This window comes from Streptomyces sp. NPDC050528 (assembly GCF_044457795.1).
GTDB lineage: Bacteria > Actinomycetota > Actinomycetes > Streptomycetales > Streptomycetaceae > Streptomyces.
The window spans coordinates 550,861-572,201 of the sequence record NZ_JBITHH010000003.1 but is presented as its reverse complement, the minus strand read 5'-3'; the positions used below and the strand labels follow the sequence as shown (position 1 = coordinate 572,201).

20 protein-coding genes are annotated in these 21,341 nt (G+C 70.4%); 10 read left to right on the top strand and 10 right to left on the bottom strand.

Annotated elements, in window-relative coordinates; all coding sequences use genetic code 11:
- Positions 1-41 precede the first annotated feature (41 nt).
- Positions 42-1,154, bottom strand: coding sequence for a hypothetical protein (locus ACIBK4_RS14015; RefSeq protein WP_398994880.1), 1,113 nt, complete (start codon positions 1,152-1,154; stop codon positions 42-44).
- 210 nt (positions 1,155-1,364) lie between these two features.
- Here ACIBK4_RS14015 and ACIBK4_RS14010 point away from each other — a divergent pair, with 210 nt between their 5' ends.
- On the top strand, positions 1,365-2,507 hold the full coding sequence (locus tag ACIBK4_RS14010) for an NAD(P)/FAD-dependent oxidoreductase (protein WP_398994879.1): 1,143 nt from the start codon (positions 1,365-1,367) through the stop codon (positions 2,505-2,507).
- Positions 2,508-3,447: 940 nt separating this feature from the next.
- Positions 3,448-4,446, top strand: coding sequence for an Ig-like domain-containing protein (locus ACIBK4_RS14005; protein WP_398994878.1), 999 nt, complete (start codon positions 3,448-3,450; stop codon positions 4,444-4,446).
- A 70-nt stretch (positions 4,447-4,516) separates the two neighbouring features.
- Here ACIBK4_RS14005 and ACIBK4_RS14000 read toward each other — a convergent pair whose 3' ends face one another.
- Entirely contained in the window at positions 4,517-4,804 is a 288-nt protein-coding gene (locus ACIBK4_RS14000; RefSeq protein ID WP_398994877.1) for a DUF6355 family natural product biosynthesis protein, read from the bottom strand.
- Positions 4,805-5,027: 223 nt separating this feature from the next.
- Positions 5,028-6,362: a D-alanyl-D-alanine carboxypeptidase/D-alanyl-D-alanine-endopeptidase gene (gene dacB / locus ACIBK4_RS13995; RefSeq protein ID WP_398995056.1), complete on the bottom strand. Its 1,335-nt coding sequence runs from the start codon at positions 6,360-6,362 to the stop codon at positions 5,028-5,030.
- A gap of 210 nt (positions 6,363-6,572) precedes the next feature.
- Between dacB and ACIBK4_RS13990 the strand changes: the two genes are divergently transcribed.
- From ACIBK4_RS13990 to ACIBK4_RS13965, 6 genes are all read left to right on the top strand, one after another.
- Positions 6,573-7,427: a DUF1206 domain-containing protein gene (locus ACIBK4_RS13990; RefSeq protein ID WP_398994876.1), complete on the top strand. Its 855-nt coding sequence runs from the start codon at positions 6,573-6,575 to the stop codon at positions 7,425-7,427.
- A 206-nt stretch (positions 7,428-7,633) separates the two neighbouring features.
- On the top strand, positions 7,634-8,506 hold the full coding sequence (locus tag ACIBK4_RS13985) for an RNA polymerase sigma factor SigF (protein ID WP_398994875.1): 873 nt from the start codon (positions 7,634-7,636) through the stop codon (positions 8,504-8,506).
- A gap of 52 nt (positions 8,507-8,558) precedes the next feature.
- On the top strand, positions 8,559-8,999 hold the full coding sequence (locus tag ACIBK4_RS13980; RefSeq protein WP_398994874.1) for a hypothetical protein: 441 nt from the start codon (positions 8,559-8,561) through the stop codon (positions 8,997-8,999).
- Positions 9,000-9,060: 61 nt separating this feature from the next.
- Positions 9,061-9,870, top strand: coding sequence for an alpha/beta fold hydrolase (locus ACIBK4_RS13975; RefSeq protein WP_398994873.1), 810 nt, complete (start codon positions 9,061-9,063; stop codon positions 9,868-9,870).
- Positions 9,870-11,165 carry a PP2C family protein-serine/threonine phosphatase gene (locus ACIBK4_RS13970; RefSeq protein ID WP_398994872.1) on the top strand — a complete coding sequence of 432 codons (1,296 nt, stop codon included), beginning with the start codon at positions 9,870-9,872 and terminating at the stop codon, positions 11,163-11,165. The genes ACIBK4_RS13975 and ACIBK4_RS13970 overlap by 1 nt, the downstream gene beginning before the upstream one ends.
- On the top strand, positions 11,162-11,524 hold the full coding sequence (locus ACIBK4_RS13965; RefSeq protein ID WP_398994871.1) for an STAS domain-containing protein: 363 nt from the start codon (positions 11,162-11,164) through the stop codon (positions 11,522-11,524). Before ACIBK4_RS13970 ends, ACIBK4_RS13965 begins: the two co-directional genes overlap by 4 nt.
- Before the next feature lie 4 nt (positions 11,525-11,528).
- On the opposite strand, the gene ACIBK4_RS13960 is transcribed toward ACIBK4_RS13965, so the two are convergent.
- From ACIBK4_RS13960 to ACIBK4_RS13940, 5 genes are all read right to left on the bottom strand, one after another.
- A complete protein-coding gene (locus ACIBK4_RS13960) occupies positions 11,529-12,461 on the bottom strand; it encodes an anti-sigma factor RsbA family regulatory protein (protein WP_398994870.1) in 933 nt (310 codons plus the stop codon).
- Positions 12,462-12,665: 204 nt separating this feature from the next.
- The gene (locus tag ACIBK4_RS13955; RefSeq protein ID WP_398994869.1) at positions 12,666-13,016 is read right to left on the bottom strand and encodes a PRC-barrel domain containing protein; all 351 of its coding nucleotides are present in this window, start codon (positions 13,014-13,016) and stop codon (positions 12,666-12,668) included.
- 49 nt (positions 13,017-13,065) lie between these two features.
- Complete coding sequence (locus ACIBK4_RS13950) at positions 13,066-13,236, bottom strand: hydrophobic protein (RefSeq protein ID WP_078652406.1); 171 nt, start codon at positions 13,234-13,236, stop codon at positions 13,066-13,068.
- Between the two features lie 245 nt (positions 13,237-13,481).
- Complete coding sequence (locus tag ACIBK4_RS13945) at positions 13,482-14,501, bottom strand: MFS transporter (protein WP_398994868.1); 1,020 nt, start codon at positions 14,499-14,501, stop codon at positions 13,482-13,484.
- 150 nt (positions 14,502-14,651) lie between these two features.
- Positions 14,652-15,344, bottom strand: a complete 693-nt coding sequence (locus ACIBK4_RS13940; RefSeq protein ID WP_398994867.1) for a hypothetical protein — start codon at positions 15,342-15,344, stop codon at positions 14,652-14,654.
- A 146-nt stretch (positions 15,345-15,490) separates the two neighbouring features.
- Here ACIBK4_RS13940 and ACIBK4_RS13935 point away from each other — a divergent pair, with 146 nt between their 5' ends.
- Entirely contained in the window at positions 15,491-15,784 is a 294-nt protein-coding gene (locus ACIBK4_RS13935) for a hypothetical protein (RefSeq protein WP_398994866.1), read from the top strand.
- Positions 15,781-16,437 carry a hypothetical protein gene (locus ACIBK4_RS13930; RefSeq protein ID WP_398994865.1) on the top strand — a complete coding sequence of 219 codons (657 nt, stop codon included), beginning with the start codon at positions 15,781-15,783 and terminating at the stop codon, positions 16,435-16,437. Before ACIBK4_RS13935 ends, ACIBK4_RS13930 begins: the two co-directional genes overlap by 4 nt.
- Before the next feature lie 82 nt (positions 16,438-16,519).
- On the opposite strand, the gene ACIBK4_RS13925 is transcribed toward ACIBK4_RS13930, so the two are convergent.
- Together ACIBK4_RS13925 and ACIBK4_RS13920 are read right to left on the bottom strand one after the other, a co-directional pair.
- Positions 16,520-20,905 carry an FtsK/SpoIIIE domain-containing protein gene (locus tag ACIBK4_RS13925; RefSeq protein ID WP_398995055.1) on the bottom strand — a complete coding sequence of 1,462 codons (4,386 nt, stop codon included), beginning with the start codon at positions 20,903-20,905 and terminating at the stop codon, positions 16,520-16,522.
- Between the two features lie 72 nt (positions 20,906-20,977).
- Entirely contained in the window at positions 20,978-21,271 is a 294-nt protein-coding gene (locus ACIBK4_RS13920) for a WXG100 family type VII secretion target (RefSeq protein ID WP_019063359.1), read from the bottom strand.
- Positions 21,272-21,341 lie beyond the last annotated feature (70 nt).

Here is a 21,341-nt window from a genome sequence, read left to right as displayed (position 1 = left end):
AACAGCGGGGCGGTGGACGGGAGTTCACTACCTCGCCATGGTCAACGGGCCGGGGTGCGCCGTACGACCTCGCCCTTGCCGTTCGCCTCCGGCGAGACCGCACCGTCGGATCCGGTCACGCCGACGCGGATCGTGAGGAAACCGGTGAGGCGGTCGGTGGTGATCTGCCAGGTCTGCGGAGAGCGGATGCCCAGGGTGGACCTGGCCTCCTCGACCAGGGCGGGAAAACGCCCGTAGGGCACGGCAGTTGGGTCGAACCGTGGCGCCTGTGAGCCGGTGGGGGCGAACACGACCGACAGCAGGCGTTCTTGTACGACGACGGTGAGTGCCTTGCCGGTGTCCTTGCCCTTGCCCTTGGTCAACGAGTCGACGGCACGGCGCAGTTCACCCTTGTCGAGGAGCGACTGGCCGGCGCCGAGGGCGACCGTGCCGGACGCCGACGACACGACCGTGGCCGACGAGGTGGAGGAGACGGAGGGCTCGGCGGAGGACGGCGGCTGCACGGAGGTTTCCTTGTCGAAGAGGTCGGCGCGGAACACGAGGACGACAGCGGCTGCGGCGAGCAGGAGCGCGAGTAGCGTGACGAATCCGACGGCACAGCCTTCCGAGGGCTCTTTCACCACGGCCGGGCCGGGTGCCGAGTCGAGGCGGGCGTCTGCCGCGCGGTCCTTCCACTCCGGTGTCGGCGGCTTCACGATCCGGACCTTCCACAGCCGGTCCGGTGGGTACTGGACGACCACGACGACGCCGGGGCGGTAGGCGGGCAGGTCCGCGAGGTTGATGTGCTGCGTGAACTCGACGCGGTACGCCGGTATGTCGTCGTCCGGGGCGACCGTCACGTCGAAGCGGACCGCCACGTCACTCGTCGCCTCGCCCCCGACCGCCGTCAGGCTCTCGATCCGCGCGAGAGCCGTGCGCGGCGGGATCGCCGCCTCCCGGACACGCCTCGGCACACCGGCGAGGAAGAAGAGCAGACCGTAGACCGCGGGCAGTCCCACACCCGTGACGCACAACGGCACGCTCTCGATGACGCAGCCGACGACGAAAGCGGCCAACGACGCCCCGATCACACCGCCCGTGAGAATCCCTCGGGCAAGGGCGAGAGAGAGGGGGGTGTTGCGCGTGGGTTGCGGCGCGCCCTTGGTGATCGTCACACGGGGGATTGTGCCGGGCGCGGGTGATCGCCAGTAGGCGTGGAGGTGTCGATACCGGCACGTATGCGGCACCACACCGGCATGTACGTGGTGCCGTTTCAGCCGTCGATCGCGGTGCTTTCTTCGGCCCGCGCATAGTGCTTGCCGTTCCCCATCTTGCATGCTGGGAACGGGAGTTGAGTTCGCCCGAGCCCCGGGAAGGGGGCGTACGTGAGGAGCGAGTCCGGGAAGTCGCCTGTACGTGTCGCTGTCATCGGCGTGGGCGTCCTGGGCGCCTGTGTGGGCTGGAACCTGTCCCGGCGGGGTGCCGAGGTGATCCTCATCGACGCGGGCCGGCCGGGTGAGGGCGTCACCAACTGGTCCTTCTCGTGGGTCAACGCCAGCAACAAGACCGTGCGCAGGTCCTACTTCGACCTGAACGTCGCCGGCATCGCAGCACACCGTGAGCTGGCCGGGACCATCGGGCCGGACGCCTGGTGGTACCCCAGCGGCCATCTGCGCTGGGCGGACGATCCCGCGGTGGAGGCGAAGTTCCTGAAAACCGCCGAGTTGCTGGGCAGTTGGGGCTACCGGGTCGAGATGTCCACGGGGGCCCAGGTGCGCCGCCGCCTCGAACCCGCTCTCGCGCTGCCCGACGAGGTTCCCGTCCTCCTCTACCCCGACGAGGCCTGGGTGCACGGACGTCATCTCGTCGACCGCCTGGTCGGCCAAGTCGTCGCAGCAGGCGGGGAGTTACGGTCCGACACTGAGGTCCGTGACATCGGCACCGGTGCCGACGGGAGCGTCCGGACGGTCGTTCTGTCCGACGGCAGCCGTCTCGACGCAGACATCGTCGTGAACGCGGCGGGCCCCGGCGCCTCCCACGTCGCCGGGCTCGTCGCACGGCACCTGCCGATGCGTCGGGAGCCCGGCATCGTCACCCGGATCGACTGTCCTCAGGTACCGATTCACCGGGCCATGCACGCGCCTCACATCGAGATGCGTCCTGACGGAGACGCTGCGATGGTCCTCCACAGCCGCGAGATCGACGCGCTCATCGACACGATGGACACGCTCGACACCGGTGAAGCGGCGGCGGAACTCGCGCGGCTGCTCCACGACTTGGCGCGGCAGGTCGTCCCGGAGCTCGCCAACTCCCGTATCGCACAAGCCCGGGTGGCCCACCGGCCGATCCCGGCCGACGGTTTCCCTTCGGTGGGAGCGGTGCCGTCCGTGCCCGGCTACTACGAGGCCGTTTCCCATAGCGGCATCACACTTGGGCCGGTGATCGGCCGACTGCTTGCCGCCGAGATCCTCGACGGGCAGAGGGACGAGTTGCTCGCGGACTTCCGGCCGGAGCGGTTCCCTCGGTGACGGACAGCCCGGGTGCGGTTGTCTGCGCCCGGTGTCGACGTGACGCGTCGCGGTGATCGTCTGCGGCGTGCGACGGCGCCGGAGTCGCTCGCGGATACGCCGACGGTGCTCGTCGTCGGTGTCGTCCACGGGCAGCACGGGCGCCGGGACGCTCGGCCCGGCCCGCAACTCGGCGCCGTAGACGTCCGTCTGTTTGTGGACCGTGTCCGGTCGGGGCTCGGCCGGCCAGGCGATGAGCAGGTAGTCCTCGACGGGTTTGAAGGTGACACCGTCGGGCGCGGTGTCGCGGCCCCTTGCGTGGACCCGGATGCGGTAGGTGCCGGGGCCTTGGGGCGTGAGGTGGGGGAGGTCCGGGGGGTCGTTCATGACGCAGGTGACGCGGAGAGCGCCCGTGAGGGTTTCGACGCTGTGGTCGACGACCTCGTCCCATGCGCCGGAATCCACGTGTGTCGGCGAACACATACGTGACTCGACACTCACATTGACCGGACCCCCGCTGATGCCGGTGCAGATCACGCTGTGGCCGGGCCGGGAGAAGATCAGCCCGTTGGAGGCGTCGAACCCCATGGGGGCGCGGTTGTCGGAGTCGGTCAACTCGAAGGCGTGATAGTCCACTTGAACCTTGCTGGAGGCCCTGGTGGGGTCTGGTTCGGGCATGCGGCCAGGGTAGGACCGGTGTCGCCGGTGTCTCGAACTGATGCTCAGGTTCGGCATACCCGGGCCCGATCGTGGTAGACGCCAGGGCGGTGGTAGAGGTCGCGATCGGATCGGGCGGGGTGCGGCAGCCGGGGGCGGCGGGCACTCGTAGTCACCTGGTCGTCACCGATCACTCGGGGCGTACGGAATCTTGAGACACGCTTTACGCGGCGTACGCAACTGGCACCCCCACTGTCGATGTCTGACAGTGAGTCGGGCCCGTCGGGGTCATGGAGCGAGGGAAGTGGGGCACGTCGTGGGACGGCGCAAGGGCAGCATAGGGATCGCACTTGTCACGGGTGCGGTGCTGGTGGGCGCGACTGCCTGCGGCGGGGGTGGCAGCGACAAGGCGAGCGGGTCCGACGCGAAGGCGTCGGGCAAGGCGAGTGCGAGTGCCTCTCCGTCGCCGACGAAGCCCCTGGGCCCGCCGATGCTGCTGGACACGATCACCCCGCAGACCGGCACCACGGTCGGCGTGGCCATGCCGATCTCGGTGATCTTCACGAACCCGGTGGCGTCCTCGGCGCGGGCCACGGTCGAGAAGCACATGAAGGTCAGCGCCTCGCAGTCGGTCGTCGGCGCCTGGCACTGGATGGGCGACAAGCGCGTCGACTGGCGCCCGAAGACGTACTGGCCCTCCGGCACGACGGTGAAGATCGACGCCGACATGAAGGGCGTCAGCAACGGCAACGGCCGCTACGGCGTGCACAGTTACACGCACACCTTCAAGGTCGGCGACGACGTCCGCGCGGACGTCTCCGTCACCAACCACACCATGAAGGTGACCAAGAACGGCCAGGCCGTGCGCACCCTGTCGATCAACGCGGGCAGCGCCGAGTACCCGACCTGGGACGGCACGATGGCCGTCATCGACAAGCAGAAGAAGGTCCACATGACCTCCTGCAGCGTCGGCATCAGCTGCGACAAGGGCAGCCCCAACTACTACGACCTGACGCTGCCCTGGGACATCCACCTCACCCAGTCCGGCACCTACGTGCACTACTCGACCGGTGACCCCAACCCGGGCAGCGGCAGCGCCCGCGGCTCGCACGGCTGCGTCCACCTGTCCCTGTCGGACGCCGAGTGGTTCTACGGCCAGGTCAAGCAGGGCGACCCGATCACCATCACCGGTTCACCCCGCGGCAAGGCCCCGGCCGACAACGGCTACGCCGACTTCAACCTCGGCTGGGACCAGTGGCTCGCGGGCAGCGGCTCCGGCGAGGGGACGACCGCGGCGCTGTGACGCACCGCTCCGACGAACTCAGGGCCGCCCATCGACATACGGGCGGCCCTGAGCCGTATGCAGACCGGTGTCAGCAGGTGCGTCCCGCGTAGTGGGCGCCCTGGATCTTGCGGGCGGAGCCCAGCCAGGTCGTGCCGTGTCCGACGCACCGCTCGTAGTCGCGGGCCCGGGCGACCTCGACCTTGATGACGACCCGCGAGCCGTCGGTCGTGCAGTGGCGGTAGAAGGCGTCGGACCCGGTCTCGTAGAACCCGCAGGGGCCGGCCGAGGCGGGACTCGCGGCGGCCGCCGCGCCCAGCGAGGTGAGCACGAGCGCGGCGGCACCGAGGGCGCCGGTCACCGTACGACGAAAACGCAAAGGGACTCCTTGGTCGGCGAGTTGGCAGTCCTGGAAGGGCTGTCGCTGTCGAGCGGGCCGACAGCCGTTCCAGGATTGCCGCGCTGACCTGCGCGGACGGTCGTATGCCGCCGCGTTCACCCGGCGAATCGATTTGTCGCTCCGTCGATCGGATGGTTCCGGCACCGGGGCCGCATGGGCCGCCGATGCCGGGAACCGATCAGCGCGGGCCGGGTCGGGCGGGTTACGCCCAGCAGCCGTTGACCGTGGCCGCGAGTCCGTCGAGGGCGTCCTTGGTGGCGTCCGGGGCGGCGGTGGAGTTGTTCTCGATGAAGGAGAAGATCTTCCAGCGGCCGTCGCCCGCCTTGGTCAGCCCGCTCAGCGCGATCGCGCCGGTGAGCGTGCCGGTCTTCGCCATGACCTTGCCGACGGCGCACTGCGAGTCCGCGGTGTCGAAGCGGCCCCACTCGGGACCCAGCGTCGAGCCCGCCTCGCCCGCGACCGGCAGGCCGTCGACGATGTACTTCAGGGTCGCGCTGTTGGCCGGGTCGTCGGCCACGTCGAGGATGTCGGCGATGGTCTGGGCCGGGATCCGGTTGGAGCGGGAGAGGCCGCTGCCGTCGTAGATCTCGTAGTTGGTCAGCGATACGCCGTACTGGGTGAGCACCTGGCGTACGACCGCCGTGCCGTCCTCGAAGGTGGCCGGGCGGCCGGAGGCGAGCGCGGTCATCCGGAGCAGGGTCTCGGCGATATCGTTGTCACTCACCTTGAGCATGTGCTCCACGATGGCCGACAGCGGGTCGGACTCGTGCTCCGCCACGGAGACGGCCCCGGTGGCGGCGGTGCCGTGGGTGACGCTCCCGGTGACGGTGACCCCCTGCTGGGCAAGGATCCGCGCGAAGGTCTGGCCGGCGTCCAGGGACGTGTCCGTGACGTGGTGGCCGTCGACTACCAACGCCCGTACGGGAGCGATGGAGTCGGGGTAGTAACCGTCGTTCCAGCCGGTGGCGAGGGACGGCGCGGGGAACAGGCTGTCGTCGACCACCACCTTCACCGTGGTCAGGCCCGCGTTCTTCAGGCCCGCCACGGCAGTTGTGGCCATCGCGGTGAGGTCGGCGGAGGTCAGGGTGCGGTCCCCGCCACCGACCAGGGTGAGGGTGCCGTTGTCGTAGACGACCTTCGTGGTGAAGCGGTGATCGGGGCCGAGGACCGTCAACGCGGCCGTCGAGGTGCCGAGTTTGGTGTTGGACGCTGGCATCAGCGCCGTGGTCGCGTCATGGCCCCATACGGCCTGGCGGGAATCCGCGTCGATCACGACGCCGCTGAGCGTGCTGCCCAGCCGGACGTCCTGGATGCGGGTGTCGAGGTTGTCCGCGATCTGCTGCTCCGCGGGGTCGAGCGTGGCCGCGGTCGTCTTGGCGACGGTCTGCTCGGCGGCGAAGGCGGACGTGCCGAACAAAATCGTCCCGGCGACCGGAGCGGTCACCGCTATGACGGCGACCCGGAGAAGCGCCGGACTGAACGGTCTGCTCTTGCGGTGACGTCCGCTGGTGCCGTCTACGGAGGGGGAGTTGGGCATGTAGGCCTCGCCGCGGGGTGTGTGGGTGGGGGACAGGATCCAGTGGATCACGCAAAGGAAACTAACAGTTCCGAGTGGCCCGCCGCCGGGCGATCGGCCGATGCCGTCCCTCGCGTCGCACATCGAAGCGCGCTCCGGGGGCACGCGGCACTACGGGACGCGAACCGTGCGTCCGCGTTTCCGCTCGTCCAGTGTTTTCAGGAAGGCATCATGACCTCGTCGCAGACACACAAGTGGGGCCTGAGAAGGGCGAGTTCGACCGCCCGCAACCGTGCACCGGGAGAGGCCGAGGGGAAGCAGGCACTGGCCGTCACCGGGCGCGCCGGATTCGTCGCACGAGGCGTCGTGTACGTCCTCGTCGGCGCCCTCGCCCTGCAGATAGCGTTCGGCGGCGGGGGCCGCGAGGCGGACCGGCAGGGCGCGTTGCAACAGGTAGCGGCGCAGCCCTTCGGGAAGTGGATGCTGTGGCTGCTCGTCGTCGGCTTCGGCTGCATGACGATCTGGCGGGCGTCCGAGGCCCTGCTGGCGAACGGCCCCAACAACAAGGTCGGTTCACGCCTGATGAACGCCGGCCGCGCCGTGTTCTACGGCTTCGTCTGCTGGGGTACGGCCTCCTTCGCCGCCGGCACCGGCGGGTCGTCCGGCAGTGACGCCAAGTCGCAGGACTGGACCGCCTCCGCGTTGAAACTGCCGGGCGGTCAGGTACTGGTGGGCATCGCCGGCTGCGTCCTGATCGGCGTCGGCGCGACCCTCGCGGTGCGCGCGGTGATGCGGCGTTTCCTGCGGAAGCTGGAGACCGGGAAGATGAGCCGCCGGGTACGGCAGGTCGTCACCGTCCTGGGCGTGGGCGGCGGCGTCGCGCGCGGTGTCGTGTTCGCCGGGGTGGGTGTGTTCGCGCTCGTGGCCGCGATCCGCTTCGACCCGCACCAGGCCAAGGGCATGGACGCCACCCTGCGCACCTTCGCGCACACTCCGGCGGGGCCGTGGCTGCTGGTCGCCGTCGCCGTCGGCCTGGTCCTGTTCGGCGGTTTCTCCTTCGCCTCGGCACGCTGGCGGCGGCTGTGAACCCCGGCACCCGGCATCGTCGTAGAGCCGCCGAAGAGGTGTGAAGATCCCCTGAAGTGGTGTGAAAGTGCGCGCACTTCTCGTGTCGGCGGGGGACAGCGGGGCAGGTTTTCAGGTCGGCTGCGGAATTGTGAGGTCCGGGGAGACATGGTTGTGCCCGAAGGGGGCACGCGACGTTCGTCCTGTTCTCCAGTTAAGGCGGCACCGTGACTTCCTCCGTGAAGGCTCTCGAAGGAACTGCTCCTGTCCGCGCGGGAGCACCGGATGTCGGGGACGACCTCCCGTGGATCGAGGACGGGGCCAAGGTCGCTCCCAAGGACGCGCGCGTGATGTCCCGGATGTTCCTCGACCGGCTCCAGGAGCTGGAGGAGGGCACCCAGGAGTACCAGTACGCGCGGAACACGCTGATCGAGATGAACCTGTCGCTGGTGGCCTTCGCGGCCCGCCGGTTCCGCAACCGGGGCAGCGGCGACATGGAGGACGTCATCCAGGTCGGCACGATCGGGCTGATCAAGGCCATCGACCGGTTCGACCTGACCCGCGAGGTCGAGTTCACCTCGTTCGCGATCCCCTACATACTCGGCGAGATCAAGCGGTTCTTCCGCGACACCACCTGGGCGGTGCACGTCCCGCGCCGCCTCCAGGAACTCCGGGTCGACCTCGCGAAGAGCAAGGAGACCCTCGGCACCGAGCTGGGCCGTACCCCCACGGTGAAGGAACTCGCCGCCCACCTGGAGCTGACCGAGGACGAGGTCATCGAGGGTCTGGTCGCCGCGAACGGCTATGTCGCCGGGTCGATCGACACCCCGAGCGGCGACGACGAGTCCGACAGCGCGCCGAAGTACGCGGACACGATGGGCGACGACGATCCGGCGCTGGAGCTGTTCGAGGACCTGCACACGCTCGGCCCGCTGCTGCAACAGCTCGACGAGCGGGAGCGCACCATCATCGAGATGCGCTTCGGCCAGGAGCTGACCCAGGCGGAGATCGGCCGCGTACTGAACCTCTCGCAGATGCACATCTCCCGCCTGCTCAACCGCACCCTCGCCAAGCTGCGCACCGGCCTGCTGCCCACGTGATCCGCCCGCCCGACCGTTCCTTCTTCGCGCGGCACCGAAAGGATCACCCCGCATGAGCACCACGAGCACCGACCACGATCCGCTGCACCAGCCCTCCGCGCCGATCGTGACGGAGCCCGTCCCCGACCTCCAACTCCAGCTGCTGGTACGGCTGATCGGCCAGGACGCCCAGGCCGCCCTGCCCATCACCCTCACCGTCGGAGGCGTCTTCCTCCACGGCGACCTGATCTCCCACGAGGCCTGGACCACCGACTGGGCCCGCAGTCTGCACGGCATGGACGGCTCCGGCGCCCAGCTGCTGGAGCGGTTCCCGCAGCAGGTGGACGAGGTGGTCGCGGACCGGCAGGGACCCGGCCCGCAACGGCTGCCCCAGTGGATCCATCTGCGCGACGCCACCGGGGTCGCCGGCGGCGGAACCGCGGTCATGCCGCTGTGGCGGGGTCGGCTCACGGATGTGTCCGGCTGGTCCCTGGGAAAGCCGAAGCAGCCCTGAGGCGCCGGTACGGCGTGGGCACGGCGGGTGGAGAAGGAAGCAGTCTGTGAGGATGAGCCGCATGAGTATGCGGAGCAGGAACCATGTGACGGTGTCGGGCCGTCCCGGAGGGCCGGTCGTGATGCTGGCGCACGGGTTCGGGTGCGACCAGCACATGTGGCGGCTGGTGGTGCCGCTCCTGGAACGCGACTTCACCGTGGTCCTCTTCGACCATGTGGGCGCCGGACGCTCCGACCTGTCGGCCTGGAGCCCGGAGCGCTACTCCACGCTGGACGGCTACACCGACGACGTGCTGGAGATCTGCCGTGAGCTGGCACTGGGCCCGGTGACGTTCGTGGGGCACTCCGTGAGCGCGATGATGGGCGTCCTGGCCGCGGCCCGTGAGCCGGAGGCGTTCGCCGGTCTGGTGCTGCTCGCCCCGTCGCCGTGCTTCATCGACGACCCGGCCGCCGGATATCGCGGCGGATTCAGCGCCGAGGACATCGACGAACTGCTGGAATCGCTGGACGCGAACTACCTCGGCTGGTCGGGCGCCATGGCGCCGGTGATCATGGGCAACCCCGAACGCCCGGAACTGGGCGAGGAGTTGACCAACAGCTTCTGCCGCACCGATCCCGACATCGCCCGCGTCTTCGCCCGCGTCACGTTCCTCTCCGACAACCGCGAGGACCTCGCCAAGGTCACCGTGCCCACGCTGGTCGCCCAGTGTTCCGTCGACGCGATCGCGCCCCCGGAGGTCGGCACCTTCGTACAGTCCCGGATCCCGGACAGCACACTCGTCACCCTGAACGCGACCGGGCACTGCCCCCAGCTCGCCGCCCCGGAGGAAACGGCCGCTGCGATCACCGACTTCGTCGAGGCCCTGCGCTGATGTGCGGGAGCGGCGACAGCGAGAACGGCGAGCACCGGCAGCCCGAGAGACCCCACGGGAAACCGCCCGGCAACCAGCCCGGCGACGACCACGCGGCGTTCTCCGCGCTCCTGGAGGACAGCGCCGAGGACCTGTACGAGCACGCCCCGTGCGGCTACCTCTCCACGCTGCTCGACGGCACCATCGCGAAGATCAACGCGACACTGCTCGACTGGCTCGGCTACGACCACGGCGACCTGGTCGGCCGGAGGACCTTCTCCGACCTGCTGACCGTGGGCGGCCGGCTCTACCACGAGACCCACTTCGGCCCGCTGCTGCGCATGCAGGGCGAAGTCAGCGGCATCGCCCTCGAACTCAAGGCCACCGACGGCACCCGGCTGCCCGTGCTGGTCACCTCGACCGTCAAGACCGGCGGCGACGGCCAGCCGCTGCTGATCCGCACCACCGTCTTCGACGCCCGCGACCGCCGCGCCTACGAGACGGAACTGCTGCGCGCCCGCAAGGAGGCGGATCTCGAACGCGAGGAGCTCAAGCGCCTCAACGCCACCCTCCAGCAGACCCTGCTGCCCCCAACTCTGGTGAACGTGCCGGGACTTGACGTCGCCGCGCACTACCACGTGGCCTCCATCGACATGGTCGGCGGCGACTTCTACGACCTCTTCCCGCTCTCCGCCGGGACCTGGGGGCTGTTCCTCGGCGATGTGTGCGGCAAGGGCGCCGCGGCGGCGGCCGTCACCTCGCTGGCCCGCTACACGCTGCGCGCCGCCGCCGTCTACGACCCCGACCCGGCCGCCGTCCTGGGCAACCTCAACACCGTCCTCAACCACGAGTACAACGGCCACGACCCGCGGTTCTGCACCGTCGTCTTCGGCCTGCTCACCCCCGAGGGCGACCGCGGCGGCTTCCGCATCACCCTGGCCAGCGGCGGCCACCCGCCGGCCCTGCTGCTGCGCGCCGACGGCAGCGCCGACCACGTGGACACCCCCGGCGGACAGCTCATCGGCGTGCTGCCCGACGCCCATATCGCCACCGCCACCGTCCACTTGGCGGCCGGCGACACCCTGCTCCTGCACACGGACGGCCTCACCGAAGCCCGCCCGGCCCACACCAGAGACGGCGAACGCTACGGCGACGAGGCCCTCCTCGACTTCGCCCGCGCCCTGGCCCCCACCACCGCCGCCCACGCCGTCACGGCGATCCGCGACCTGCTCGACACCTTCGGTACCGGCGTCGACGACGACACCGCCGTCCTCGCCATCAACGTGCCCCGACCCACCAGCGAAGAGCAGCCGTGACCCAACTAGCCATCCGCACCCGGACCACGCCCGCGGGGCCCGTCGTCGAACTCTCCGGAGAACTCGACTACGACAGCTACACCCAGGTGCGTGAACTCCTGCCCGGACTGGCGCTGTTGGACGGCCAACAGCTCGTCGTGGACCTGGCCGGCGTCACGTTCTGCGACTCCAGCGGCATCACCGCCCTGCTCGCGGCCCGCAACCACGCCCTCGCCGCCCGGGCGGCCATCGCGCTGGCGGCGGTGCCTGCGCACATCAGCCGGATCTTCCACATGGTCGGCCTCGACCAGGTCTTCCCGGCCCACGCGACCGCGCAGGAGGCCGAAGCGACCTGGACACCTCCGGCGAACCGACCGTGAAGCGTCATCGGGCCAGGTAGAACCGGATGGTTGTGCCGTCCTCTGCCGTATGGACACGGACGAGATCGGCAACGTAGTGCACCAACAGCAGCCCCCGGCCGCCGGGTTGGTCGCGTGACGACGGGCGCCGGCCGGCCAGCGGATCCGTCAGCCGGCCGTGGTCGTGCACCTCGCAGACGATCCGCTCGTCCTCCGCCCAGATCCGCAGCGTTCCCGAACCGCCGCCGTGCAGCACGCTGTTGGTGGTCAACTCCGCGACGGCCAGCGTCAGATCCTGCAGCCGTACGCCCGCCAGGCCCAGCCGCTCGGCCTCCTGGACCGCGAAATAGCGGGACTTGGGGAGTTCTCCCGCGGCGAACGAGATGCGTGCGGCGCCCGGTGGGTGGGGGAGCGGCTCGTTGTAGCGGGCGATCACGTGCTGCGGATCGTAGGCAGGACTGGGCAGTTGGGCGCCCTCGTCGATGACGACCGGGTGGGTGGCGCGGGCGTCGGCGAGCACACCGGGCTCCAGCCGGTCCGCGTCGTACGGGCAGAGGATCGTCACCTCGCGGTCCTGGAACGCGGAGTTGATCAACGCCTCGTGCTGCACGCACGCCGGGTACTCGACGGCGGTACGGCCGGGCCAGATCGGCTCCCCGATGATGCGCACCCGGCCACCGCCCGCGTGGGCGTCGGCGAAGGCGCGCAGCACGCCGGGGATGATCCGACCCGGGTTGCGGCCGACCTCGGTCATGTCGAGGAACCGAACGCCGTCGGCGCCCGATCCGAGTCCGGCTCTGATGAGTTCGAGCTGGGGGCCGGGAACAGCGACCGCGACGGCCTCGCCGGCGGCCAGCCCCGCTCGCACGAACGGCACCGTACCGGCCGTGTACTGCTCCTCGCCCCGGTAGAACAGCGCGGGATGCGCGAACGGTGCACCGGCGGTGGCCGTACTCATCGCGCCGCCACCTCGATCCTTGTCGGGCCGGGCCAGGACATGTCCACGGCGTGCGGCGACAAGGCGGACGGCGGTCACCGCACCGGCAGTCTACGGGGGTAGCAGGACAGGGGGGTGGGGGGGGGGGGGGGGGGGCGGCGCGGGGGCCCCCCCCCCCCCCCCCCCCCCCCCCCCCCCCCCCCCTGTCGAACCGCGACATACCGATCAGGTGCGAGGGTTCCCGTAGTAGCCGCCGACCAGCTCGTGGTAGCCGGCGTCACCGGGGTGCTTGTCCTTGTCGAACTCCGGGGAGTTCTTGATCTCTTCCTTCGTACGGCCGACGTGGATCGTGCGCTCGGCGACGTCGATGGACGCGATCGTGCCGACGGGCAGCAGGACGTGCTTGCCGAAGATCCACACGCCGGTGTCGACGACGATGTACATGGCGCCGACGTCCTCGGAATGCTTGTCGACCTTGCCGATCGACCCGTCGCTCGCCTCGACCTTGAATCCGGTCAGATCCGTACCGGTCCGGTGGTTCGACTCGGCCTGGTAGTCCCACATGTTGTCCGCCATGTAAACCTCGCTTTATGGTGGGCGAATTTCGAGATCGGTGATTTATCTCCTACCAGCGGTACCAACGTCCTCGTGTACCACCGGAACCCGTTGACCGGGCGACAAACCCCAGCAGCCACAGGACGAGAACGACGATTGCGACCCACCAAAGAATTTTGATGGCGAATCCCGCACCGAAAAGCAGCAGTGCCAGGAGAAGAACAAGGATCAGGGGAAACATAGGTATCGACCTCCAGGCGACCGAGTGCCCTCCCGGAAATAAATCATGCGCCCGGAGGAAATGAAAAAATGCGATGAGGGCGGGGACGCGTCCGGCTGGACGGGGACGAGTCCGGTTGATCGGGCCGCGCTACGGTCCATGGCGACCCCGAACGCCTGCTGCCGAGGTCTCAGACGATCTGGTCCCGCCGGACTACCCCGGCTCCGGTTCCGAGCCCTGTTGCAGGGGGGCTCTGCGTCCTGCCTTCAGCGGAGACGGTGCCGTCCATCTGTCTCCATGCGGGGAAGACCAGCGAGCTGAGCTTGGCCAGGACATTCACACCGCGCCACGGAGCCCGTGACGGCGGCCACCAGGAAGCGGGGCATGCCGCCCAGGAGGAACGCGACCGTGAACGTCGGTCGGCGTCGGACGCGGCCGGCCATCGCTCCGTAGGCCAGTGCCCCGGCGAGTGCGCCGAGGGAGAACAATGCGTTGAGCAGGCCCAGTTCGGCGGAGCCGGCCGACTTCTCGCGTACGTGAACCGGGAGGAGTACGGCGCTCCAGCTCTGGTCGAGGCCCTTCGTGACCAGGGTCATGAGGCAGATGCCGAGGAGCAAGGGTGTGGCGAGGACGTAGCGGTAGCCCTCGACCAGCTCGCGGTGATACGCGCGCGGCGACGTCGGTCCGGACCGTTTCCGCGGCTGGGCTTCGGTCAGGCCGCGCAGGCCGAACGCGAGGAGCGCGGCCGATACGGCGAACGTCGCCGCGTCCAGCAACAGGACGTTCTGCGCGCCGAGGACGGCGATGAGCACACCGCCGACCGCCGAGCCGATCATCCCCGCACAGCGTGAGGCGCCGTCGTACCAGGCCGCGGCCCTGCCCAGGGCCATCCCGGCGGAGTCGGCGAGCGTGGGCAGCAGGACACCGCGAGCGGTCACGCCCGGGGCCTGGAACAACCCGGTGACGGCCATCAGCCCGCACAGCATCCAGAACCGCAGCACACTGGCGAACTCCAGCAACGGCACCGCGCCAACCGCCGCCCCGCAGACAAGGTCGGACACGATACCGACCCGGCGCCGCCCCACCCGGTCGATGACCGGACCGCCGACTGTCGCGGACAGCACGACCGGCAGCATCGTGCAGAACGCGACGACTCCCGCCTTGCCCGCGCTTCCCGTGCTCTGCAGCACGAACCACGGCACGCCCATCCCGGTGAGCGCGTTCCCGGTGATGGAGACGGTGTTGGCGGCGAGTACGGCGACGAGGGGGCGGCGATCGCCGGGCAAGGGCAGCTCCGCGGGATGGAGGACTCCGAGACGCGGCGCATCCTGGCACGGACACGGCTCTCGGGGCACTCCAATATTCCCGGGCGGTGAACTGCCCTATGGGGGAGGTGAGTTGGTCGTCCACGTGGTCCCGGACTGGCACGCCCCCGCTCAGCTCGTCGCCTTGTCTCCCTTCGGGCCCACCGCGAACCACGTGCCGCCGACGCCCTGGCCGTTCAGGTCGCCCGGCCCGGTGTCGCCCGAGAAGCGGTAGACGGGCCAGCCGCCTACGGTGATCTGGACCTGGCCGTCCTCGCGGCGGATCGCCCCGACGTCCTTCGGGTTCACGCCCGCGAGGTAGACGTTGCCGCCCTCCTGGATGGTCACCGGCGGCCACTTCACCGCGCAGGCGTCGTTGCAGGAGGACTTGGACGGGGAGGCGGTGTCGTTGTCGAAGCGGTACAGCGCCGCCTGGTTGATGTTGATGAGGTGCGGTGAGGAGAGCGTCGTCGAGGTCACCGCCGACAACTGCACCCACTTGGGCGGCGCTTCCTGCACCGCCGCCCCGACCACGGTCCCGCCGGTGCCGCTGAGACCGGCGTCCTTCGCGGTGGTGTCGACCACCTGCAGCGCGGAGTTGCCGGCGCCCTGACCGGACGTAGCGGCCGAGGCGGATGCGGAGGGGGACGACGGAGCGGCCGACGACGCGGGGGCCGAGGAGGCGGGGGACGAACTGTCGCCGATGGAGATCGTCTTGCCGCAGGCCGAGAGGCTCGCCACGCCGCAGAGGACGAGAAGGGAGGCGACAGCGGTACGGCGCGCGGTGCTCTGGGAGGAGAGCGGGCGGGTCAGGAGCGGGGTCATGTGGACAACACGAGACAGCCCCCGGCAAAGGTTCAACGGCGGTGAACGTTTCGGGCCGTCGACCTCGTGTTCAGGGCAGGGACGAATCCCGTCCCCACAGACCGAGCCTCATCCCACAGACCCATCCTCAGAAACGGGGGCCCGCCATGGCATCGGACGTCAACATCCCCGGGAGCGAACTCAAGGAAGCCCAGGACATGTTGGGCTTCGTGCACGACTTCATCGACATCGGACACAACACCTTCGACTTCGACGCGGCCTTCGGGCCCGAGCTGTCCAAGGGGGCCGCCCAGAACTTCGAGAACAAGTGGGACGACGGCAAGGGCCAGTTGCGCAAACAGGTGCTGGGCATCAAGGACGCGATCGGCAGCATCCTCGACTCCTTCGAGAAGACCGACGAGGACGCGGTGTCCAACCTCGACAGCGGGAGCGGTAAATGAGCACGGCACAGCGTTTTCTGCTGGACATCCCCGATTCCTGGGACCAGGTCGACCTGAGCGGCGAGGAGCTGGCCAGGACCCGTGCGCAGGCCCTGGCCTCGACCGACGACCCCCGGGAGAAGGCCCGCGTCAACGACATGTTCCGCCAGGGCCGCGAGGTGACGCGGGCGGCCCGCCGCTACGGCGCGCTGCTGGCCGCGGGCACGGCGACGATGTACACCGAGGGCCTCTTCATGGCGTACGGCATGGTCTTCGCCGTCACCACACCCAAGGGCGAGGAACTCACCCTCCCCGTCCTGTCCGCGCGGCTCGGCGTCTCCTCCGCGAACGGGGTGGCGCCCAAGGACCGCGTCATCGCCTCGGCGAAGGTGCCCCACGTCGGCACGGCGGCCCGCGTCACCGGCACCGAGGTGACCCGGCTGACCGGGGACATCGACGTCAAGCTGCTGACGATGCACACCATGATGCCGGTGCCCGGCAGCACCGAGGACTTCCTCGTGGTGACCCTCGCCAGCCCCAACCTGCCGTTGAAGGACGAGGTGTACGACCTCTTCGACGCCATCACCTGCACCTTCCGCTTCGTGACCGACGACGGTGTCCAGGTCTCCCCGGACGGCGCCGGGACCGGGGCGAGCGACGGCGTAGCCGCCTGAGCCGCACGCCCCACGCCGCCCGCCGTACGGCAAGCCGAAAGGGCGGCCGGACCACCTCGGTCCGGCCGCCCTTCGCCGTCTGTCAGAGTTCCGCTTCCAGCAGCGGCACCTGGACCGAGCGCAGCGTGCCGTCGCCCAGGTGCAGCAGGCCCCGGCCCGGTTGCGGGGCCTGGCCGACGACGCCTCGGGTCAGCTTCACCCCGATGACCTCGCCGTCGCTCAGTCCCTGCGGGGAGAGCAGCATGCCGGTGCGGTTGCGCTTCACCTGGCCCATCCAGCCCGCCAGGCTCAGCGCCAGCGACTCCGCGTTGCCGGCCGCGAGGACGCCCCAGCCGGCTCCCGCACCGCCGCGCGCGAGCAGCGCGAGGTCGGAGTCGATCTCGGCGCCCATGAACAGTTCGGCGTCGTCCACGACGATCACGCCGCACTCCTCCGGCACGCTGCCCAGCGTCTGCCGGAACTCGTCGACCGTCACCTCGGCGTCGGTGATGAGGGCCGCCACACCGGGCCGCCCCAGCAGTTGCCGCAGCGGCGAGCGGCGCGGCGCCAGCACGATCAGGCCGGCGCCCGCGGCCAGCAGTGACTCCGCCGCGACGAGCAGGGCGGTGCTCCGTCCGGTGCGCGGCGGCCCGGCGATCACGAACGTCGGTACGTCCGTCAGGTCGGGGCCGAGCGAGGTGAGGACGTCACCGCCCACGGCCACCAGCGGCCGCATCGGCCCGCTCCGGGTGTGCAGGGCGAGCGCCTCCTCGTACGTGACCCGGTCGGGGAGCACGTCGAGACGGATCGGGCGGCGCGCGTCGGGCATCGAGGACTCGCGCTCGGTCAGCTCCCGGCCCAGGGCGAGCAGGACGTCGGCCTGCGCGGTACCGGACAAGTCCGCGCCCAGCACCGCGAGTTGTACCTCGCTCAGGTCCTGGGTGCGGATGCCGCGCCCCGGCTCCGGGTCGGTCGGCGCGGACTTGGAGGGGATGCCGACGCTGGAGTAGTCCTGGCGGTCGTTGAGCCTCAGGACGATCTTGTCCTCGGTGGTGCCGGAGAACCGGCTGCTGCCGAGCACCCGGTCACCGGCCAGGACCACGTGGATACCGACGCCCGCGCCGTCGCGCAGCAGGCGGATCATGCGCTCCATGTAGCTGCCGTTGTCGTACGACGCGAACTCGCGCTCGAAGACCTCGAACCGGTCGACCATCAGCACGATGTGGGGGAGCCGTTCCTCGGGGAGCTGGCTCCCGCGCAGTTCGGACAGGTCGGCGGTGCCCCGCGCGCCCAAAATGCTCTGGCGCGCGGTGAGTTCGGCACCCAGCCGGTCGAGGAGCCGGCCGAGGCGCTCGATCTGGTTGCGGTCGACGACCGCGCCGCAGTGCGGCAGCGCGGTCAGGGCGTTGAGCGCGCCGTTGCCGCAGTCGATGCCGTACAGGTGGACGTCGTCGGCGCCGTGGGCCTGGCCGAGGGCGGCGGCCAGGGTGCGCAGGGTCTGGGAGCGTCCGCTGCGGGGCGAGCCGACGATGTGCAGATGGCCGGCCCGGTCGAGGTCGAGGACCAGCGCGGTACGGGTCTGCTGTGCGGGCAGGTCGACCATGCCGTACTCCACGGCCGGCAGGGCCGCCTCGCGCTCGGCGGTCGGCTTGGGCGCGGGCGGTGCCGTCCAGGGCAGCACGGTGGGCAGGGGCGGCAGCCACGGACTCGGCTGACGCGGTACGTCCGCGAGCCGGGCCGCCTGGGCGACGGCTCCCGTGAGCACGGCCAGGTCGGTGACGGCCTCGGTCTGCGCGGCCGTGGAACCACCGCGGGAGCGCGAACTCGGCAGTGGGCCGCCGAGGTTCTGCCAGGTCACCGGTTCGGCGCGGACGGCCACTTCGGTTCCTGCGGCGGGTTGGCCACCCGGCCTGCGGCCACCGACGCGGCCGGACTGGAAGGGCAGCAGGGCGGACGGGCCGAGGCGGGCGTAGGCGCGGCCGGGGTTGGCCGGGGAGATGTCGCCAGAGTCGGGCGCGTCGATGATGTCGCGGCTCTCGGAGGTGTCGGTGGTGCGCAGCGCGATCCGCAGGTTGGTGTTGGCGCGGATGTCCGGGGTGACCGCGCCGCCGGGACGCTGGGTGGCGAGCACCATGTGGATGCCGAGCGACCGGCCGCGCTGCGCGATGTTGACCAACCCCGAGATGAAGTCGGGCAGTTCGCGTACCATGGACGCGAACTCGTCGACGACCAGGAGCAGTCGGGGGAGCGGGGGCAGTACGTTGCCGCCGCGCGAGCGCTTGTCGAGGTAGTCCTCGATGTCCTTGGCGCCCGCCTGCGCCAACTGGGTCTCCCTGCGCCGCAGTTCGGCACCGAGGGACACCAACGCCCGCTCCACGAGCCGGGTGTCGAGGTCGGTGACCAGGCCGACGGTGTGCGGCAGGTCGGCGCACTCGGCGAAGGCGCTGCCGCCCTTGTAGTCGACGAGCACGAACGTCATCTCGTCGGGCCGGTTGACCACCGCGAGGGTGGCGACCAGGGTCTGCAGCAGCTCGGACTTGCCGGACCCGGTGGTGCCGGCGATCAGGGCGTGCGGGCCGTCGCGCACCAGGTCGACGGCGAACTCACCGTCGTAGCCGATCCCGAGGACGGCCCGGGTGCTGCGGCCGCCAAGGGACCAGCCGGCCACCACGGCCTCGGCGGTGGGCGGTTCGACCTTCAGGAGGTCCAACAGGCGTACGGAGCCGGGCAGTGCGCTCTCGTCGCTGTCGCCCACGCCGCGCAGGGGGGCCAGCGCGCGGGCGAAGTGCTCGTACCAGTCGGACTCCGGCGAGTCGCTGCGGACGTTCTCCAGCGCGGCGCCGGAGCCGGTGCGCACCTTGGAGGTGGTGGCACCGGCCTCCGTGACGACGACGGCACCGCACTCCTCGGGCAGCAGCCGTTCCTCGCGGTCGATGCAGATGGTGTGGACGCCCACGGACGGGCCGTCGCGCAGGAGGGCGATCACGCCGGGCAACGAGCGGGCGCGGCGCGCCTGTTCGAGGACGACGAGGACGTCGGGGTAGCCGTTGGCTCCGCCGCGGGTGACGTCGGGGCCCGCCGCGACACGGGAGGCGACGAGCTGGCCGAGTTCACCGATGCGCCGGGCCAGGGAGTCGGCGGTCGAGCCGATCAGGGCGTAGGCGTCCTCGCCCTGCGCCTGGGTGTGCGGCAGCCAGCGGATCCAGGACCAGTCGCGTTCACCGTCCGGTCCGGCGAGGACGACGATCCGCAGATCGGTCGGGCTGTGCAGGGCTGCGGCCTGGGCGGCGAGCCAGCCGGCCAGCCGGGTCGCGCCTGGTCCGGCGACACCCGCGACCCCGGCCCTGCGCAGCGCCACGCTGACGGGAACCTGGTTCAACTGCGGCACGGTGGAGCGCCGGTGCTCGTCCTGGTCCGGGTCGTCGACGCTGATGGACGAGGGCAGGTCGGCGGTGCCGACGCGCACGGAGAGGAAGTCGGGGTCCTGCCACCGGCGTTCCCACAGCCGCTCGGAGGGCTGCACCGCCATCTGGAGCAGCGTGGCCGGATCGGGCAGCGACAGGCGCAGGTTGTGCTGTTCCGCGAGGACGGCGGCGTCGATGTCGGCGCGCACCCGGGCCAGTGTCTGCTCGTATTCCTCTTTCTTTTCAAGGTACTTGAGCATCGCCTGCTTGCGGCCGCCGAACTGGGTGATCAGGGCGGCGATGGGGGAGAGCAGCGCGATGAAGACGAAGGACCAGCGGTGCGTGACGAAGATGGCGATCGCGGCGCTGGCCGCGGGCACCAGCAGGATCGGCAGCAGCGGGATGGGCCGCTTGTCGGGCTTGACCGGCGGGGCCGGCAGCCGGAACTTGGCGCCCGCCGCGGGCGGCAGGAACCTCGGCGGCCGGTTGAACTCCAGGCCGAGACCGTCCTGCGCCGGGGTCAGCGGAGCGCGGGCCGTTCGCTGCGAGGTCAGCTCCAACAGGATGTCGCCGACGGCGAGTTGGCTGCCCTCCCGCCACGGGGACGGCGCCGGTGCGGGCTTGCCGTCGAGCAACGCGCCGTCGGTCAGGAGGAGTTGGGCGCTGCCGTCGAGATGGACCCGGACCCGGGCCGCGAGGGCGGGCGTGCCCTCGGCGAGGCGGACGCGGCACACCGGGCCGCTGCCGATGTCGTAGTCGCCCGGGACGAGCCGGAAGACGGTTCCGGCGCCCGGGCCTGAGACCACGCGGACCTCGGTGCGGCCCTCGGGCTCGGGCTCCCGGGGCACGGGAGCGCCGAGTCCGAGGTCCATGCCGTCGCGCACACCGGCCGCCTGGAGGGTGGTGTGCGGTTCGACGGGCGTCGGGCCGATGTAGAGGGACGGCTCCTCCGCCGCCGCCCCCGCATACCCGACGGCGCGTGCCAGCTCGGCTGCCAACCGGCCCGCCTGCGCGGAGGGTTCGGTTTCCACGGCGACGGTGGTGGACACCCCCTCGACCTGCGGATCACGAACGCTGACGGTCAATCGCACTGCTCATCATCCTTCTGGTGTGGAGGTACAGCACCGCCCGCCGTGGCGGCGAGCCGGGTCGGTGGGTCAGCCGAGGTTGGAACCGAGCTGGTTGTCGGTCTGGTCGAAGGCCTCGCCGACCGCCTTCACGTACTGGCCGATGCCCTGCAGACCCTGGTTGACCTGGTCGAAGCCCTTGGCGAACTCGTCGAAGAACGGCGAGAACTTCTGCTGGGCGGCGGGCGTGCTGTAGCCGTCGGCGAGCAGCGTGGAGATCTTGCCCTTGACCTCGTTGAGCTTGTCCTGGAGCTGGGAGAAGTCGTTGAGGAGGGCCTGCGAAGTGGACGCGGTGGTGTCCGAGTTGACGGCGTAATTGGGCATGGGAGTACTCCTTGCTGGTAGTTGGTGGTGCGGTCCATCCCGTCGGGGACGGAGGTCTGGGTGCGCGGAC